This is a genomic window from Aquimarina hainanensis, assembly GCF_042684685.1.
GTDB classification, from domain to species: Bacteria; Bacteroidota; Bacteroidia; order Flavobacteriales; family Flavobacteriaceae; genus Aquimarina; species Aquimarina hainanensis.
The window spans coordinates 542712-560678 of sequence record NZ_JBHULX010000004.1; the positions used below are offsets into that span (position 1 = coordinate 542712).

The 17967-nt window shown below is 35.5% G+C and carries 13 protein-coding genes; 3 read left to right on the forward strand and 10 right to left on the reverse strand.

The genetic code is table 11. From position 1 onward, the window contains the following. The first annotated feature begins 28 nt into the window (after positions 1–28). Positions 29–787: a helix-turn-helix domain-containing protein gene (locus ACFSTE_RS07660; RefSeq protein ID WP_176028620.1), complete on the forward strand. Its 759-nt coding sequence runs from the start codon at positions 29–31 to the stop codon at positions 785–787. Between the two features lie 241 nt (positions 788–1028). Next, complete coding sequence (locus ACFSTE_RS07665; protein ID WP_378257238.1) at positions 1029–1610, forward strand: hypothetical protein; 582 nt, start codon at positions 1029–1031, stop codon at positions 1608–1610. Positions 1611–1619: 9 nt separating this feature from the next. Here ACFSTE_RS07665 and asnS read toward each other — a convergent pair whose 3' ends face one another. The 9 genes from asnS to rplM all read right to left on the reverse strand — a co-directional run bounded on the left by asnS (position 1620) and on the right by rplM (position 13200). Next, positions 1620–3062, reverse strand: coding sequence for an asparagine--tRNA ligase (gene asnS, locus ACFSTE_RS07670; protein WP_378257236.1), 1443 nt, complete (start codon positions 3060–3062; stop codon positions 1620–1622). A gap of 561 nt (positions 3063–3623) precedes the next feature. Beyond that, positions 3624–6026: an efflux RND transporter permease subunit gene (locus tag ACFSTE_RS07675; RefSeq protein WP_176028623.1), complete on the reverse strand. Its 2403-nt coding sequence runs from the start codon at positions 6024–6026 to the stop codon at positions 3624–3626. Between the two features lie 83 nt (positions 6027–6109). After that, positions 6110–8551, reverse strand: a complete 2442-nt coding sequence (locus ACFSTE_RS07680; protein WP_378257234.1) for a DUF5686 family protein — start codon at positions 8549–8551, stop codon at positions 6110–6112. 83 nt (positions 8552–8634) lie between these two features. Continuing rightward, positions 8635–9198: a ribosome recycling factor gene (gene frr, locus ACFSTE_RS07685; protein WP_378257232.1), complete on the reverse strand. Its 564-nt coding sequence runs from the start codon at positions 9196–9198 to the stop codon at positions 8635–8637. A 48-nt stretch (positions 9199–9246) separates the two neighbouring features. Further along, positions 9247–9954, reverse strand: a complete 708-nt coding sequence (gene pyrH / locus ACFSTE_RS07690) for a UMP kinase (protein WP_176028626.1) — start codon at positions 9952–9954, stop codon at positions 9247–9249. 424 nt (positions 9955–10378) lie between these two features. Then, positions 10379–11200 carry a translation elongation factor Ts gene (gene tsf / locus ACFSTE_RS07695; RefSeq protein WP_176028627.1) on the reverse strand — a complete coding sequence of 274 codons (822 nt, stop codon included), beginning with the start codon at positions 11198–11200 and terminating at the stop codon, positions 10379–10381. A 202-nt stretch (positions 11201–11402) separates the two neighbouring features. Continuing rightward, complete coding sequence (gene rpsB / locus ACFSTE_RS07700; protein ID WP_176028628.1) at positions 11403–12194, reverse strand: 30S ribosomal protein S2; 792 nt, start codon at positions 12192–12194, stop codon at positions 11403–11405. A 164-nt stretch (positions 12195–12358) separates the two neighbouring features. After that, complete coding sequence (rpsI, locus tag ACFSTE_RS07705) at positions 12359–12745, reverse strand: 30S ribosomal protein S9 (RefSeq protein WP_176028629.1); 387 nt, start codon at positions 12743–12745, stop codon at positions 12359–12361. Further along, on the reverse strand, positions 12745–13200 hold the full coding sequence (rplM, locus tag ACFSTE_RS07710) for a 50S ribosomal protein L13 (protein WP_176028630.1): 456 nt from the start codon (positions 13198–13200) through the stop codon (positions 12745–12747). The genes rpsI and rplM overlap by 1 nt, the downstream gene beginning before the upstream one ends. Before the next feature lie 314 nt (positions 13201–13514). Here rplM and ACFSTE_RS07715 point away from each other — a divergent pair, with 314 nt between their 5' ends. Continuing rightward, a complete protein-coding gene (locus ACFSTE_RS07715; protein ID WP_378257228.1) occupies positions 13515–14711 on the forward strand; it encodes a serine hydrolase domain-containing protein in 1197 nt (398 codons plus the stop codon). Between the two features lie 79 nt (positions 14712–14790). Here ACFSTE_RS07715 and polA read toward each other — a convergent pair whose 3' ends face one another. Beyond that, entirely contained in the window at positions 14791–17601 is a 2811-nt protein-coding gene (polA, locus tag ACFSTE_RS07720) for a DNA polymerase I (protein ID WP_378257226.1), read from the reverse strand. Positions 17602–17967 lie beyond the last annotated feature (366 nt).

Here is a 17967-nt window from a genome sequence, read left to right on the forward strand (position 1 = left end):
TTTGTATTTGCAAATAAAATTAGCAAAAATGTCATTTTTTGGAAAAAATATAAAGAAAATAAGAAGTGTTAAAGGATTAAGTCAGCAGGCTTTTGCAGAGATTTTTGACTTAAAAAGAGGTACTTTAGGGGCTTATGAAGAAGGAAGAAGTGAGCCTAAAATAGAAACCATTATTAAAATAGCTAATTATTTTAGCATCCAAATAGATGATTTATTGACCAGTGAGTTGACGGTTAATGAATTGTTAAAGTTTAAAGGAGATCTTACAACACAGGCAAAAGATATAAAAAGAGAACAATTTGCGATGGTCCCATGTATTACAGATGCTACTGCGAATGATTATATTTCTTTATTTGATAAGGAAAAATTTATAAATGAATTGCCAGTTCTTCAGTTGCCACTAAACCCCGAGAAAGAATTTAGAGGATATACAGTGTCTAATCTGGAGATGACCTCTCATGACGAAGGATTTTTTCCCAAAGATATTGTGATCGGAGAGAAGGTGCCTTCTTCGGTAATTAAGAAATTAAATAATGGAACCCTGGTCTTTGTGGTAGTAGAAGGAGAGATTGTTTTTAGAAGATTATACATTACTAAAAATAATGTGGTCTTGAGGGCTGATCATAAGAATATAGATGACCTGGAATTTTCTATTGGATCTATAGAGGAATTGTGGAGAATTCGCTATGCTTTTTTTAGACGTATTCCTGAGTTTTCTGATGGGGTAGAAGAAAAATTAATGATGATCGAACAGGAATTATTGAATATGAAGAAGAAGATGAAGTAACTATTTTATAAAATTTAGTTATGATAAAATAGTGATTATCAATTCAACTGAGATTTAGAATGCTGCTTTTATAATTACTTTTATAAATAATGTTTAATGAACAAGTATATGTTTGTTAGATGAATATAGAAAGAGATATAATGTATTAGTGAGTTAGGTAGGTTATTTTCTTTGGGTATTGATCTGTCTGTATATTATAAATGTATACTAACAGCTACACTGATATTTATAATAGTTAGTAATGATGAATATGTCAGAAACATATAATATCAGGTCAGTAAGTGTTCGGTCCAGACAAACAAAAATGAGATTATTAATGCCTTCTTCAATGGTAGAGATGTTTCAGCAATTTCTGAAAGAAACTATAGAGAATGAGGTGGTAGTGGTGAACACCAACATCAGTATGCAGATTTATTATTATTCAAAGAATGATTATAGCCATTTTATAAGAGAAAGTGTATTGCTATATGTGATGAAAAGAGTAGGAGGTACTGAATTGAAATTTCAGTACGGAAATGATAAGCAAGAGGTTTTTGAGCATTTTTCTGCCGCTATGTACAGCTTTGCAAAGTATCCTCAACTTTTTTTAGCCTATAGCAAGAAGATTTTATACATAAAGAAGAAGTATCCGGGGAGTCGTTTTATTATGCCAGTTTTAATTGATTTTTTCGAAGATGTTTTGCGTGTTTTGGGGGAGGCTAATAAGATACCGCATATCGATAAGATCAAGAGGGCGAAAAATAAATCTCAGAGTCCGGAAACTCAAGAAGATATTCTTAGGAGACTGGTCTCTGAGATTTTATTAAAAAAGCATAATAATTAATGCTGTGTATTAAAATTCCGCGCTTAGTGGTGTTCTGGGGTATGGAATTACGTCTCGAATATTGCTCATTCCTGTAACAAATAATACGAGTCGTTCGAAACCAAGACCGAAACCACTATGTGTACAGGTTCCAAACCTTCTGGTGTCTAAATACCACCATAAGTCTTCTTCCGGGATGTCTAATGCAGCCATTTTTTCCTGTAGAACTTCTAATCTTTCTTCTCTTTGAGAACCTCCTACAATTTCTCCAATCCCAGGGAATAGAATATCCATAGCTCGAACTGTTTTTCCGTCCTCGTTAAGTCGCATATAGAATGCCTTGATATTCGCTGGATAGTCAAAAAGTATCACCGGGCATTTAAAGTGCTTTTCTACCAGGTAGCGCTCATGCTCACTTTGTAAGTCAGCACCCCATTCTTCAATTGGGTACTTGAACTTTTTCTTTTTATTGGGTTTCGAATTTTTCAAGATTTCTATTGCCTCAGTGTAACTAACACGTTTAAAATTGTTATCTAATACAAATCGAAGCTTGTCTCTCAATAACATTTCTGAGCGCTCTGCCTGTGGCTTTTGTTTGTCCTCCTGAACCAAACGGTTTTCTAAAAAAGCTAAATCGTCCTGGCAGTTGTCCAATACGTATTGAATGACGTATTTTATAAAATCTTCTGCTAGATCCATGTTTCCGTCAAGATCACAGAAAGCGATTTCTGGTTCGATCATCCAAAACTCTGCCAGGTGACGAGAGGTGTTTGAATTTTCTGCTCTGAAAGTTGGTCCAAAAGTGTATATCTGTCCAAGACCTATTGCATACGTTTCTCCTTCTAACTGTCCAGAAACAGTTAGGTTGGTTTCTCTCCCAAAAAAGTCCTTGCTATGATCAATATTCCCATTTTCGTCCTTGGGAATATTATTTAGATCCATATTGGTCACTTTAAAAGCTTCTCCAGCACCTTCTGCATCACTTCCTGTTATTATTGGTGTGTGTACATAGTGAAAATCATTTTTCTGAAAATAGTCATGTACAGCGTACGATAATTTAGATCGTAGACGCATGATGGCACCAAATGTATTTGTACGTACTCTTAAATGAGCTTGTTCTCTCAGCTTTTCTAAACTATGGCGCTTAGGTGATAAGATGGTTTTTTTTACCTCTTCAGGATTGGCATCTCCTTCTATCTCTATTGCCGATACCTGGATTTCTACACGTTGTCCTTTTCCTTCACTTTCTACTAATGTCCCAGAAACAGCAATTGCAGCACCAATATTAATTCTATCCACTATTTCTTGATTAATTGTGTTGTCTTCAATAACACATTGGATATTATTTATAGTGGACCCGTCATTTACAGCTATGAATCGATCATTACGAAATGAACGTACCCATCCTTTTATGGTAACTGGCTGTAATAGTTGATCACTTTGTAGTACTTCTATTACTTTAGTGTGTTTCATTTGTATTTAGTTTTCTTTTTTATATCGTTTAATTTTTTACCCTATTGCATTCAGAAAGGTATAATTATTCCGAAGGGTAGAAATTAAGGTAGCAAATATAATTTTTTTAATCTGATTGTCATAAATAGATTGTGTAGTTAAAAAGGAATAAAGTGAGGTTTTATGATTCTCTAATTATGGATTCTATCTCGTGATTTGACGTTTTTTGGAAAGGTGATTCGATAAAAAAAGAGAATGTAAAAGAGAATTTCATACGAAAATGATAAAAAAAACGACTTTTTTGTAAAAGTCATACGCTTATAATGTCCTGAAAGTCAATATAATATAATTTTTTTAAAGTTTTTTTGACATTTTTTTAAAGCCAAATGTAAAAAAGGGGATTTTTCCCCCCTTCAAACTATTTTATTTATGGCGTGCTGCATTTATATTGCATATGCAATTGTGACGATAAGTGCATTAAGTTAAGTTAAGTTTAGTTAGGTAGGTTTTGGGGTAATCTATCTTACAAAAAGTCCCACCAAGTTCTTGGTGGGGCTTTCTTTTTTATAGAGATGTATTTTCTTATTTTTCTTTTTGTTCTGGTAGTTCTTCGTCATTGGCAATAATGCGAAGCTTCGGCTCTTTTAATGTTTTCTTATTGGCAATGCTTCTTTCTAGAGATAATAATAAAGAAGGGAGTAAAAGAAGGTTTGCAAGCATAGCAAATATTAGGGTGATGGAGATAAGTCCTCCCAGAGCTTTGGTTCCTCCAAAACTGGAAATCATAAATACGGAGAATCCAAAGAATAACACAGTAGATGTGTAAAACATACTGACTCCTGTTTCTCGTAAGGCTCCAAACACTGATTTGCGTATTCTCCAGTGATTTGACTTTAGTTCTTGTCGGTATTTTGCTAGGAAATGAATCGTATCATCTACTGAAATACCAAAAGCAATACTAAAGACAAGAATGGTCGAAGGTTTTATGGGAACTCCTAAGAATCCCATTAATCCTGCTGTCATTAATAATGGAAGTAGGTTGGGGATTAAGGAGATAATAATCATTTTAAACGAGCGGAACATCCAGGCCATAAATAAAGCGATAAGCAGAATGGCTAATCCTAAAGAAAAAACCAGATTCCATACAAGATAGGTGGTTCCTTTTTGAAATATTAATGCTTTTCCTGTGAAGGTAACATCATACCTGTCTTCTGGGAATATCTTTTTTATTTTAGGAGTAAGGTTAGCTTCGATTCGTTCCATTTCCTCTGTGCCAACATCTTTCATAAAAGTAGTAATTCTGGCATATTGTCCGGTAGAATCTATGTAGCTTTTCATGACTCCAGCTTTGGATTCAAAACTCTTTGCATAAGGTAGAATGAAATTCCGCTCCTGACTTGTTGGGATTTGATAATATTTTGGATTTCCATTATAAAATGCCTGCTTGGCATACTTAACCAAGTTAACAATCGAAATTGGTTTTGATAACTCAGGGGTTTCTTCGATAAGTTCACTGAGTTTCTCCATTCGTTTTAATGTTGGGAGTTTTAAAACTCCTTGCTTTCTTTTCGTATCAATGAGAATCTCCAGTGGCATGATACCATCAAATTCTTTTTCGAAAAATGTAATATCTTTAAAGAAAGGGGCTTCTTTTGGCATGTCTTCCAGTAAGCTTCCGGAAACTTTTATGGTGTAAATACCAATGATACTTCCTATAAGAATCATTACTGACCAGGCATATATGGTTATTCTTCGAGTTTTAACCATATGTTCCATCCAATCCACGAGTCTTTCGATCCATTGTTTTCCTAAATGCTTGAGATGCCTTTCTTTTGGTGGAGGCATATAGCTGTAGATCACAGTAATTACCAGTAAGCATAAAATAAATAAGGCAACAATATTCAAAGAAGCGACAATACCAAATTCTTTCAGAAGTTTACTCTCTGTTAAGGCAAAAGTGGCAAAACCGGCAGCGGTAGTGATGTTAGTCATCAGAGTGGCATTTCCTACCTTGGTGATAACACGTTGAAGGGACTTGGCTTTGTTTCCGTGTTTTTTGATTTCCTGTTGGTATTTATTAATAAGGAAAATACAGTTTGGAATCCCTATTACAATAACAAGAGGGGGAATAATGGCGGTTAGTACAGTTATTTCATATTTTAATAATCCCAGAATACCAAAAGCCCACATGACTCCAATGATAACTGTAGCCATGGATATAAAAGTAGCTCGGAAGGATCTGAAAAAGAAAAAGAAAATAACAGAGGTGACTAAAAGAGCACCAAGTATAAATATTTGTATCTCGTCCATGATGTTTTGAGAGTTCATGGTACGGATATATGACATTCCAGATACTTTAATGTCAATATTGTGTTTTTTTTCGAATGCTTCTACTTTAGGAACTAGTACTTTTTCGATAAAAACTTTTCGGATGCTGGTGTTTACAATTTCTTTTTTTAAATATAGAGCACTTTGTACTGTTTCTGAGTGCTTGCTATATACCAATCCCTGATAGAATGGAAGCTCGTTAAAAAGTTCGAATTTATATTCTGAAACCTGATCCTTGGTAAAGGTTGAGTCCTTGATAAATGGAGTGAGTTCGAATCGGGGAGGGTTGTCCTTTTTTTCTAACTTCTGCAGGTCTCCGATAGAAATAACCAGGTCTATCTCATCGTGTGTTTTGAAAGAATTGTTAAAGTTGTTCCATGCTTTTAATTTTTCTGGAGAAAAAAGAGAACTGTCATTAACAGCCATTACAATAAGATTTCCTTCTTCGCCGAATTTATCAAGGAATTTTTGATATTGTAAGTTGATTTCGTGGTCATCAGGTAATAAATTAGCTTCTGTAAAAGAAAACCTCATATGTTGCCATTGAAAACCAAGAAAGACTGTAATTCCTACAATTAGAATAATGATTGCCGGTCTGTTGCGGAGAATGATGCCTGCCAGTGCATTCCAAAACCCAAAACTTAATAACTTTGCCATGCTTTATTTTAGTTGTGCAAATGTAAGGATTTGAGCTTTTACTGTTAAGTGCTTTTAGGGAAATAATTATTTTTAATACTAAATTATAATTTAAGATAGAAGGTAAATTTAAAAGCGATGTTGTCTCCGAAATTAGGGAGGTGATATGCTCCGTACCTGTATGAAAAACTCAATCCAAAACCAGCGAACAATTTATTGATTTCGATTCCTGATTCTTGATATCCGTGTTTTAATGATTTGAATTCAATGCCTTGATGGTCTTCTATGTTGTCAACATCTCCGATAGCATAGCGATTGATAAATGATAGTTCTGGCTTAAGCCAGCTGGTAATTTTAAAAGGTTTGAGTGTATGACGAATTTGTAATGAAGCAAGTTTGTTGCTAAAAAATTCACTGAAATACATGGTTTCGAAGCTACTTCTGCCTGCGACAGAGAATCGTTGCATGATGGTTTCCTTAGTAGGTGCATTTGGGTATGCGTGATAGAGATGTGTGAGTGGAACATCTCCACTGGCTAAATTCCCTTCCAATAAGAAACTAGTGCTGGATTCGTTTAGCCTGTTGATGGTGTATTCCGCTTTGATGCCAAATTTGGCATATTGAAAGTCACTGTTCAGGACTCCCTTATATGCCTGAGTGTATTGTGCTGTGATTTTTGGGAACCCTTCCTGTACTTCTCTGTAGCCATCTGGTGTTTTGAGGAATTCGCTAAAGGGAGACCATCGTATCGCTATGGTTGATTCTGCAAGTTTGTATGAGGAATGGGCAATATTATTTTTTACATATCTGTAACCTCCTGTTTGATAAATATCTCCTAGAGATATTTGTGCTTCAGAGAGAAGTTTGGGAAGAATTTGATACTGTAGACTACTGCTCCAGGTTTGGTGTTTGTAATAAAAATCAATGTTAACAAGTCGGGGTTCAAAGAGGGAATAAACTCTTCTGTCTGTTAGGTATAAAAAGCTTCCTACTTCACTTAAGTCGTCTGTGTAATTGAAGTTTAACCAGGTTCTGGCGTCTTTGTTTAGTAAAATACCTGTTCCGACACCATACTTAAAAGCATTATCTCTGAATCCATAGGTTAGATATCCTTCTATCCTAAACCTTTTAGAGAGCTTTTCGTTGCTAAGCATTCCGATTCCGAGACGTAACCCTTCGTAATTGTTATACTTAATCGGATAAGTAAGGTCAAAATTTATAATGCTAAGTGGGTAATACCCTAAATTGAAATTTTGGATAACCCTGATCTTATGTTCGATATTTTGTTTTTTTACAATATCTGCGATAACAGGAAAAGAGTTTTCGTCTTTTTCGGTAATTTCACTAGTTCTGTATTGTTCCCAGTATGTGTCAGGTCTATTAGAAGCTTCTGGGTGGATTTCGATTGCTGCTCGTTTGGCAGAAAGTTGTATCGGGGGGTTTAGGGTAATGTCAAAATAATCAGTTTTTGAAATTAAAAACCCGTTGTTTTCTTTGCTTGTTTTTTTAGTGTTCCCTAATCTTCCAATAGAAATTCTTCCTCCAAAAAGGGCTACTTTCTGTCTCCCTTTTCCGGATTGAATGGAGACTTCCTGGTTTGAAGGAAACCAGAGATTTTGTTCTTCGTAGTAATGATAGTTATGAGTAGCCATTATATTGAGTTCGCCTCTTACTTCTGCTATTGCTTTTTGGATAGCCAGGGTCTCCATGTCCAGATATAAAACTCCTTCCAGGCTGGCCACACGTTTGGATCGTCTCGGTTGGAAAAGAATAACGTAGGCAGGTCTTTTTCCTTTAGTGGTGTCTAGGATTTTGAAATAGTAATTCTTAATAGCTCTTTTGGATAAGGGACCTGCGTATTTATTGTCTAATATGGTATAGTCTTCCTCGTACAATGTGTTGGATTGGATTTTGATACCTAGGACATTGTAGACGGGTTCTTCGAAACCTGTCATTCTGGTAGCGAGGATCGTTTCTTTTTCTCCTTTGTTTTTTAAGTATTGGTATTCGCTTATTTTTTCTGAAAGAAAAGAATGGGTTTCATTGAATATATGTTCAATATCTACATCGGCGGTATCTTTGCTTTCTAATTTTCCTTTATTTTTTCCTGTGATTTTGAATTTGTTATAGGTTTTGTAGCTGTAACTGTTCAATTTGCTTTTAGGGTTGTTTAGGGGGCGTTTTCGGATGGCTTTGCGAATAATTTTGGAAGCAATATTTCCATCGCTATCAATTTCTATTGGGTCGAGTTTCTCGGTTTTTGGAGTTAGGTAAAACTCAATTTTGTCAATATCTGCAGATGCAATTGTCAGGTTTTTGGTGATATACCCTATGTAGCTAACGGTGATTTTTAATGGTAGTTCCTGACAGTGAATCGAGAATTCTCCTGTAGAATCACTTAGTGCATAATCAGAATGATTGGTCTTTATAGTGGCAAAGGGAAGTGGGTTATTGGTGGATTGATCTATTATTTTTCCAGAGATATTTATTTGAGAACATAAAAGAAATGGGGTAAGAAAAGATAAACAAAGGAGTATGTTTCGCATTATCTGAATGAGTTCAAAAAGGGGTAATATACAAAAAAAAGCGCCTTGTCGTATATAGGCGCTTTTTTAAAGGTGTAATAGACTTATATTGTCATGATTTCTTTTTCTTTGATAGTAAGCATTTCATCTATTTTTTTGATAAAAGCATTGGTCAATTCCTGAATATCAATTTCAGTATTTTTGGCAAGGTCTTCAGATAATCCGTCCTTTTCCAGTTTTTTTACTTCATTATTGGCATTTTTTCGGTCATTTCTGATTCCCACTTTAGAATCTTCAGCTTCCATTTTGGCTTGTTTTACCAAATCTCTTCTGCGTTCTTCTGTTAATGGAGGAACGGTGATAATAACGCTTTCTCCATTGTTCATAGGGTTGAAACCAAGATTAGCAACTAGGATTCCTTTTTCGATTTCAGGAATTAAGGATTTTTCAAACGGTTGAACGCTGATTGTTCTTGCGTCAGGTGTGGTTACGTTTCCTACCTGATTTAGCGGAGTAGGAGCGCCGTAATATTCTACCATAACACCTCCTAGCATAGAAGGTGTTGCTTTACCAGCTCTAATGTTTAGAAGTTTCTTTTCTAAGTGTTGTATCGTGTTGTTCATGGATTCTTTGGTGGAATCGATGATAAAATTAATTTCTTCGTTCATTTTTTTAGTCTTTTCTTTTGATGGATCAAAAAATGAGTTAATTAGTACTTATAGGTTTACTTGAGTTCCTATGGTTTCTCCTGAAACCACCTTGAATAAATTACCTTCTTTGTTCATGTCGAATACTATGATAGGTAATTCATTTTCCTGACTTAGTGTAAAGGCGGTGGTGTCCATTACCTTTAATCCTTTTCTCAGGACATCATCAAAAGTAATAAAATCAAATTTAGTAGCGTCAGCATCTTTTTCTGGGTCAGCGGTATAGATACCATCAACTCTTGTTCCTTTAAGAATAACATCAGCATTAATTTCTATAGCTCTAAGAACAGCTGCAGAATCTGTAGTGAAGTAGGGGTTTCCTGTTCCTCCTCCAAAAATAACTACTCTCCCTTTTTCCAGGTGCCTGATAGCTTTTCTTCTGATAAAAGGTTCTGCTACTTCATTTATCTTTACAGCGGATTGTAGTCTGGTAGGGATTTCTGCATCCTCAAGGGCGCTCTGAAGAGCGAGTCCATTTATTACCGTTGCAAGCATTCCCATGTGATCCCCTTGTACCCGATCCATCCCTCTACTAGCTCCGGCAACCCCTCTAAAGATGTTACCTCCTCCGATTACAATGGCTACTTCGACGCCTTCTTTGGTTATTTGCTTAATCTCATCCGCGTATTCGGCTAGTCTTTTTGGGTCAATTCCATATTGACGATCTCCCATTAAAGCTTCTCCGGATAGTTTGAGTAATATTCTTTTGTATTTCATAGTGTGCTTGAACTGTGCTGCAAATATAATGATATTCTTAATTTACAAAATAGTTTGGATAGGAAAGAATGTTCTATATGTAGATTGTGATATTTTTTTTGATAGAAGTATAAAAAAAGGGGAATTTTCCCCTGCTCAAGCTATTGATTGGTATGTTTCTTTGTTATAAGTTTGTACCAGGAAAACAAAAAATGCTAGGTTGAAAACGGAGCGTTTTTAAGAAGGTTTCTTTTGTTGATTTAATGATGTTTTAAAGGGAATTATGAAGAACTAATTGGGGAGTTTGTTCTTTGTGAAGATCTTTTTGGAATGACAAAAAATCTGGAAGGGAATAAAATTAAAGATGCTCTTGTCATGTAAACGAGAAAAGAAAAAGCCGCTTCGATTAGAAGCGGCTTTTGTATTTTGTAAATGTATTTGATGCTTATCCTAAAGCTACTCTTTCAAAAGCAACAACAGATACATCTCCTAGTGTTTTTACATAATCAGCAACGCTCTTTTTGTTATCTTTAATGAAAGCTTGATTTACAAGAGTGTTGTCTTTAAAGAAACGCTTGATTTTTCCTTTGGCAATGTTGTCAAGCATTTCTTCTGGCTTTCCTTCTTGACGTAATTGATCTTTAGCGATTTCTATTTCTTTTTCGATTACAGATGGGTCTACTCCGTCTTCGTTTAAGGCTACTGGATTCATAGCGGCTGCTTGCATTGCTACATCTTTAGCGACAACATCAGCACCGTCAGCACTAGCAGAAAGACCTGTAAGTACTCCGATTTTGTTTCCAGCGTGGATGTAAGAACCAACTAAAGGAGCTTCAAGAATTCTGAAATCACCGATTTCTATTTTTTCTCCAATAACTCCGGTTTGTTCTGTTAATTTATCCTGAACAGAGATTCCGTTAAAATCTTTGCCTAATAAATCTTCTTTAGAAGAAGAAGTTAAAGCTAATTCAGCAAGTTCATGAGCTAATGAAACGAAAGAATCATTCTTTCCTACGAAGTCAGTTTCACAGTTTAGAGAAACAATAACTCCTTTGGTTCTACTTTCGTTTACTTTTGCGATAACAGCACCTTCTGTAGAGTCTCTGTCTGCTCTATTGGCAGCTACTTTTTGTCCTTTTTTTCTAAGAAGTTCAATTGCTTTGTCAAAATCTCCGTCAGCTTCAACAAGTGCTTTTTTGCAGTCCATCATTCCGGCACCTGTAGCTTTACGTAATTTATTTACTTCTGCGGCTGTAATCTTTGCCATATCTGTTAATTTTTATGTGGTTGTGTTAAAAGACAAGTCGTTTAGTGCTACTGTGAAGTAAAGAACTAAACGACTCATCGATTTTCTTAATAAAGGTATTGCTTTTAGGTCTAACTAATGTTTTCTTAGTATTTAGAAGACTTTAAATAAAGCTTAACCTTTGTTGGTTTTACTGGTTAAAACAGTCACCTAATGAATGTTTTTATTCTTCCTCTTGCGTATCACCTTCTGTTGCTACGGCTGCAGGAGCAGGTTTTGCTTCTGCCTTCTTAGCAGGTTGTGCTTTTGGAGCTTCTTTTGCTGCTTTTCTTTCACTTAAACCTTCTGAAATAGCGTCTGTAACATATGTCATTACTTTATCGATAGACTTAGAAGCATCATCATTAGCAGGGATTACATACTCTACCTGACGTGGATCAGAGTTTGTATCAACCATTGCGAAAATTGGAATGTTTAATTTTTGAGCTTCTTTTACTGCGATATGCTCGCGAGTAATATCTACAACAAATAAAGCACCAGGAAGACGAGTCATATCAGAGATAGAACCAAGGTTCTTTTCTAATTTAGCTCTTAAACGATCTACCTGAAGACGCTCTTTTTTAGATAAGGTGTTGAATGTACCGTCTTTCTTCATTCTATCGATTGAAGCCATTTTCTTTACGGCTTTACGGATAGTAACAAAGTTAGTAAGCATTCCTCCAGGCCATCTTTCTGTGATATATGGCTGGTTGGCTTTGCTTGCTTTTTCAGCAACGATTTCTTTTGCTTGTTTTTTGGTAGCAACAAAAAGGATTTTTCTACCAGAAGCTGCAATTTTCTTAAGCGCTTCACTGGCTTCGTCTATTTTTGCAGCAGTTTTATATAAGTTTATGATGTGGATGCCATTACGCTCCATGTAGATGTATGGAGCCATGTTTGGGTCCCATCTTCTTGTAAGGTGTCCAAAGTGTACACCTGCATCAAGTAATTCTTTTACTTCGATATTGTTTGCCATCTTTGTAATAGTTTACGTTCTGTTGAATTAGCAATGAATAAGTGGCTATCGCTTTGATATGGCCTCATTCATTTAGATGCTAAACTAATCCTGAATAAATAGTGTTCTTTCTGAATAAAGAATCTGTAAATATCAGGTAACAACAAATACTGTTTTTTAATGAATTAACGTTTAGAGAACTGGAATTTCTTACGAGCTTTCTTCTGTCCGAATTTCTTACGCTCTACCATTCTTGGATCTCTGGTTAGTAATCCTTCTGGTTTAAGGATTGATTTGTTTTCTTCGTCTAATTCGCACATCGCTCTTGAAATAGCTAGACGAATAGCTTCAGCCTGACCAGTTATTCCTCCTCCGTATACATTAACGTTAATGTCAAAGTTCTCTTCATTGCTAGTAAGAGCAAGAGGCTGATTTACTTTGTACTGTAACGTAGCAGTGGTGAAATAATCGTTAAGCTCTTTTTTGTTAACCGTAATATTACCAGAACCTTCCTTAAGGTAAATACGAGCTACAGCGGTCTTTCTACGACCAATTTTGTGAATAACTTCCATTACTTAAATTCGTTTAAGTTAACAGTTTTAGGCTGCTGAGCGTCTTGGTTGTGAGTTGCTCCTGCATATACCTTTAAATTGCGGAATAATGCTGCTCCTAACTTGTTTTTAGGTAGCATTCCTTTTACCGCTTTTTCGATTAAACGCTCTGGGTTTTTTTCAAATAATTCCTGAGCAGTAAGACTTCTTTGCCCTCCAGGGTATCCAGTGTGACGGATGTATGATTTATCAGTCCACTTTTTTCCTGACAAGTTGATTTTTTCGGCATTTGTAATAATGATATTATCACCGCAATCAACGTGTGGGGTAAAATTAGGTTTGTGTTTACCTCTTAGTAATTTTGCTACTACAGAAGATAGACGTCCTAAAGTCTGTCCTTCAGCATCTATATGTAACCATTCTTTGGTAACGGTTGCCTTATTGGCAGATACTGTTTTGTAACTTAATGTGTCCACACTAATTAAATTTAATAATTAAACATTCCTTTCCCTGTGTATAAAACAGGGGTGCAAATTTACAATTATAAATTTATATAGCAAATAGGTGAGGGATATTATTTTAATTGACTGATTCGATGAGGATCAGCATTTTGATGTCACTGTATCTTTTTAATAAAAAATCATTCTTATTTTTTTACATTATTTTCTGTGTTTTGCCTTTGAGATGGTTATAAATCCTATTTTTGGGATTTATAAAAAAATAGCTATTCGTTTTTTATTGTTTTTAGAATGATTTCAAAGCGAATGGCAATGTTAATGAGTTGTAGTATATGAATAAAATTAGTCTTGTCTTAGTTTTTTTGTTTTTGTTTCAGAGTTGTAAAAAAGAGCAGTCAAATACTATTTCGGAAGGAAATAAACTGAATGAGACAATTGTATCAAAAGAAGATGATTCTCTCAAAACTTTTTTAAAGCATTATGAAAAGTTCTTTAAGGCTAATTTTAACCCTTCCGAATGTCCGGGAGCGGCATTGGTTATTGTTAAAGATTCGACAGTGCTGTTTAAGAAAGGATTTGGGGTAAAAAATATGCATACTCAGGATGCTGTGGATGAGAATACAGTTTTTAGAATAGCGAGTTTGTCTAAAGGGGTAACTGCTGTCTTGGCTGGAAATATGGTAGATCAGGGGGAATTGGAATGGAGGCAAAAAGTAAAAGAATCTGTAAGTCAATTTGACCTGAGAGATAAACAACAAGCAAATAGATTACGGGTAGAACATCTTCTATCTCACACTGGTGGATTTTATAAGTATACCAATACTAGATTGATTCATAAAGGACTTCCGCTGAATCGAATTGTAGCTGCCTTTCGAAGTACCGGAGTAATAACCAGAGAAGGGACAGACTATGCATATCAGAATGCAGCTTTTTCGATTGTAGAAAAAGTGATGGAAAAAGCAACGGGAAAAAGATTTGATAAGCTTCTTAAAGAACGTTTGTTTGTACCATTGGGGATGCATAATGCGTCTTCCAGTTATGAGGAAATTAAAGCTAACTCTAATGTAGCGTTGCCGCACAAATGGAATCATTATTCTAAAAAATACAATCTGGCTAAGCTTCATAAGAACTATTATAATGTAGCTGCTGCAGGAGGGATTAATGCTTCTATTTCGGATATGGGAGAATATTTAATAGCCTTGCTCGGTCATCGACCAGATGTTGTATCAAAAAAGAGCCTGAAAGAAATTTTTAGACCTGTTATCTGTACCAGTGATGCGGATACATATGTGAATTTATGGGAAGGAGTGACGGATTCTTTTTATGCCAAAGGCTGGAGGGTTCTGGAGTATAATGGAAGAACAATTATGTATCATGGCGGGAATGTAAACCAGTATAAAGGACAATTGTTAATTGATCCTGAAAATGGAATTGCTGTTTGTGCCTTGTTTAATGGTCCAAATACATATAATGGGGCAGTGATTCCAACATTTCTTAATTATTATGATTTTTATAAAGAGATAAAATAAATAGCTAATTTGTATTGCTGCCAGGTAGTATAAAACAAAAAGCTCTGATTTTTTCAGAGCTTTTTGTTTGTTTAGTATTTTAATGTGCTTCTAGCCAGTTTTCACCAGTTCCCAGTTCTACATCAAGAGGGACTTCGAGGGTGTAGGCATTTTCCATTTCGGACTGAATGATCGATTTGATGCTTTCTAATTCAGGTTTGTAAACATCAAAAACCAATTCATCATGAACCTGTAAAAGCATTTTGGTTTTAAAATTACCATCGGTTAGTTTTTTGTGTATGTTGATCATGGCAATTTTTATAATATCTGCTGCACTTCCTTGTATAGGAGCGTTAACAGCATTTCGCTCTGCAGCACCTCTGACAACAGCATTGGCAGAGTTAATGTCTTTTAGATAACGGCGCCTTCCCAGAACGGTCTGTACATATCCGTTCTCTCTAGCGAAATCTACTTGTTCACTAATGTAATTTCTCAATTTGGGATATGTCTTATAATAGGTGTCGATTAGTTCTTTCGCTTCGCTTCGGGATAAATCTGTTTGGTTGCTTAATCCGAATGCAGATACACCATAAATAATCCCAAAATTTACAGTCTTTGCATTACTTCGTTGTTCCCGGCTTACTTCTTCGATAGGAACATTAAATACTTTTGCAGCAGTAGAAGCGTGAATGTCTTCCCCGTTTTTAAAAGCGCTAATCATTGTTTCTTCTTTGCTTAGTGCGGCAATAATCCTCAATTCTATCTGAGAGTAATCGGCAGCTAGTAAAATATGATCTTTATCTCTTGGAATAAATGCTTTTCGCACTTGCCTTCCTCTTTCAGTTCTGATAGGAATGTTTTGTAGGTTAGGGTTGTTGGAGCTTAGTCTTCCTGTTGCAGCTACAGTTTGCATATAGTCAGTATGAACTCTTCCTGTAGTTGTATTAACCTGATTAGGGAGTGCATCTATATAGGTACTTTTTAGTTTAGATAGCCCTCTGTATTCTAGTATGTTTCTGATGATTTCATGGTCCTTGGATAGATAGGATAAGACATCTTCAGAGGTGCTGTATTGACCTGTTTTTGTTTTTTTTGGTTTATCGACAAGTTTTAGCTTTTCGAATAAAATGACACCTAGTTGTTTTGGAGAAGCAATGTTGAATTCTTCTCCTGCTTTTTCGTATATTTTTTGCTTTAGAGTATCGATATCGTTTTCCAGTTCCGTAGAGAGAGAAGAGAGAAAATCCTTATCCAGATTAATTCCTTCGATTTCCATAGCTCCTAAGACCCTTAGTAGGGGGATTTCAATATCTTCAAATAGTGATAGAATATTCGCTTCATTGAGTTCCGGTGTAAAATGCTCTTTTAGCTGGAATGTTATATCTGCATCTTCCACGGCATATTCGGTTTGTTTTTCTACGGGAACGTCTCTGAAAGATAATTGGTTTTTCCCTTTTTTTCCGATAAGTTCAGTTATAGAGACCGGTGTGTAGTTTAGGTATGTTTCTGATAACACATCCATGTTATGTCTCATATCAGGATTAATAAGATAATGAGCGAGCATGGTGTCGAATAAAATACCTTTTACTGTTATATTGTATTTGGATAATACCTTGATATCATATTTGAGGTTCTGTCCTATTTTAATAATGGCTTCTGATTCGAAGAAAGGACGAAGAGTTTCAATGAGGATCTGTGCTTCATTTTGATCTTCGGGAAAGGGAATGTAAAATCCTTTGCCTTTTTCCCAAGAAAAAGCGATTCCTACCAATTCGGCGGTAAGAGAATCTAATCCTGTTGTTTCCGTATCAAAACATACTTGTTCTTGTTTCAGTAGATTTTGTATGAATAATTTGGTAGCCATTCCAGGAGCAATACTTTGGTAAAAATGCTCCGTGTTTTCTATGGTCTTTCTGGAAGAGAAAGAGGCTGTTTTATCCTCTTGTTCTTCATTGCTTCCAAATAGAGAAAATTGTCCGGCTCCTGCAGCTTTATTGGTTGTATTAGTGTTTGTTTTTGTGTTATCGTTTCCAAAAAAGATTTTTAGAAACTGATCTTTGAGTCGTCTGAATTCCAGCTCTTCGAATATCTCTTGTACCTTGTCAGAGTCTGGTTCAGATAGCTTACAGGCTTCTGCGTTAAAGGTTACATCGCAATCGGTAATAATGGTTGCCAGTTTTTTGGATAACAATCCCAACTCTTGATTGGCTTCGACTTTTTCTTTCATCTTTCCTTTGAGCTGGTCAGTATTTTCAAAAAGCGCTTCCATGGAACCGAATTGTGCAATAAACTTACGAGCTGTTTTGTCTCCTACTCCGGGGAGACCAGGAATATTGTCAACCGCATCTCCCATCATGCCCAGATAATCGATAACTTGTTCAGGTCTTTCTACGTCGAACTTTTTCTGAACTTCGGGAATTCCCCATATTTCAATTCCATTTCCCATTCTGGCAGGGCGATACATAAAAATGTTTTCAGAAACCAATTGTGCATAATCTTTATCAGGGGTTACCATATAAGTTTGATACCCTTCCTTTTCAGCTTGTTTTGCCAGTGTACCAATCAGGTCATCTGCCTCAACGCCTTCTAGTTCTATAATAGGAATGTTCAATGCTTTTAATATCTCCTGAATAATAGGAACGGCAATTTTTATAGCTTCAGGGGTTTCGTCTCTATTGGCTTTGTATTCTTCGAAGATTTCCAGTCGGTCTTTACTTCCTCCTTTGTCAAATGCTACGGCAAGATGATCTGGTTTTTCTCTTTTAATCACATCAAAGAGAGAATTTGTAAAACCTAAAATGGCAGAGGTGTCCTGTCCCTTGGAATTAATTCTGGGGTTTTTGATTAAGGCATAATATCCTCTAAAGATCAAAGCGTATGCGTCGAGAAGAAAAAGACGGTTTTGTGACATAAGTTTCTGTTATTGTTGTGGTTGAACAATGTGATTTCTCTGTACTAAGATGATAGTATTAGTATAGATAAGGAGTCAAAACTACAAAGTTATTTTCTATTTATTTGTATGATGTGAAACAAAAAAAGGAGTTTGATATTGTATGGATCGAGTTAGAAGGTATGGGATAGCTGATTAGCATAAAAAAGCTACAGGAATAGAAAAAAGAAATGCCGTCATAAAAGACGGCATTTCGCCCCAAAATAAAATTGATAACAGTGTTATCAATTACTGTTTATATCGTAGTTGTTTTACTGAAAAAACATTCTTTTAGTATTGTGTAAGTGCACTATATCAGCAAATTTACAAATAAATAAAGTTAGATAA

Bases quoted from the DNA above. Each gene is read 5' to 3' on its own strand.
- rpsI (WP_176028629.1), bottom strand. From the start codon at position 12,745: ATGGAAGTTATTCACAAAATTGGTCGTAGAAAGACCGCTGTAGCTCGT.
- asnS (WP_378257236.1), bottom strand. From the start codon at position 3,062: ATGAAACACACTAAAGTAATAGAAGTACTACAAAGTGATCAACTATTA.
- ACFSTE_RS07665 (WP_378257238.1), top strand. From the start codon at position 1,029: ATGATGAATATGTCAGAAACATATAATATCAGGTCAGTAAGTGTTCGG.
- rpsB (WP_176028628.1), bottom strand. From the start codon at position 12,194: ATGGCAAACAATATCGAAGTAAAAGAATTACTTGATGCAGGTGTACAC.
- ACFSTE_RS07715 (WP_378257228.1), top strand. From the start codon at position 13,515: ATGAATAAAATTAGTCTTGTCTTAGTTTTTTTGTTTTTGTTTCAGAGT.
- ACFSTE_RS07680 (WP_378257234.1), bottom strand. From the start codon at position 8,551: ATGCGAAACATACTCCTTTGTTTATCTTTTCTTACCCCATTTCTTTTA.
- pyrH (WP_176028626.1), bottom strand. From the start codon at position 9,954: ATGAAATACAAAAGAATATTACTCAAACTATCCGGAGAAGCTTTAATG.
- ACFSTE_RS07675 (WP_176028623.1), bottom strand. From the start codon at position 6,026: ATGGCAAAGTTATTAAGTTTTGGGTTTTGGAATGCACTGGCAGGCATC.
- tsf (WP_176028627.1), bottom strand. From the start codon at position 11,200: ATGGCAAAGATTACAGCCGCAGAAGTAAATAAATTACGTAAAGCTACA.
- frr (WP_378257232.1), bottom strand. From the start codon at position 9,198: ATGAACGAAGAAATTAATTTTATCATCGATTCCACCAAAGAATCCATG.
- polA (WP_378257226.1), bottom strand. From the start codon at position 17,601: ATGTCACAAAACCGTCTTTTTCTTCTCGACGCATACGCTTTGATCTTT.
- ACFSTE_RS07660 (WP_176028620.1), top strand. From the start codon at position 29: ATGTCATTTTTTGGAAAAAATATAAAGAAAATAAGAAGTGTTAAAGGA.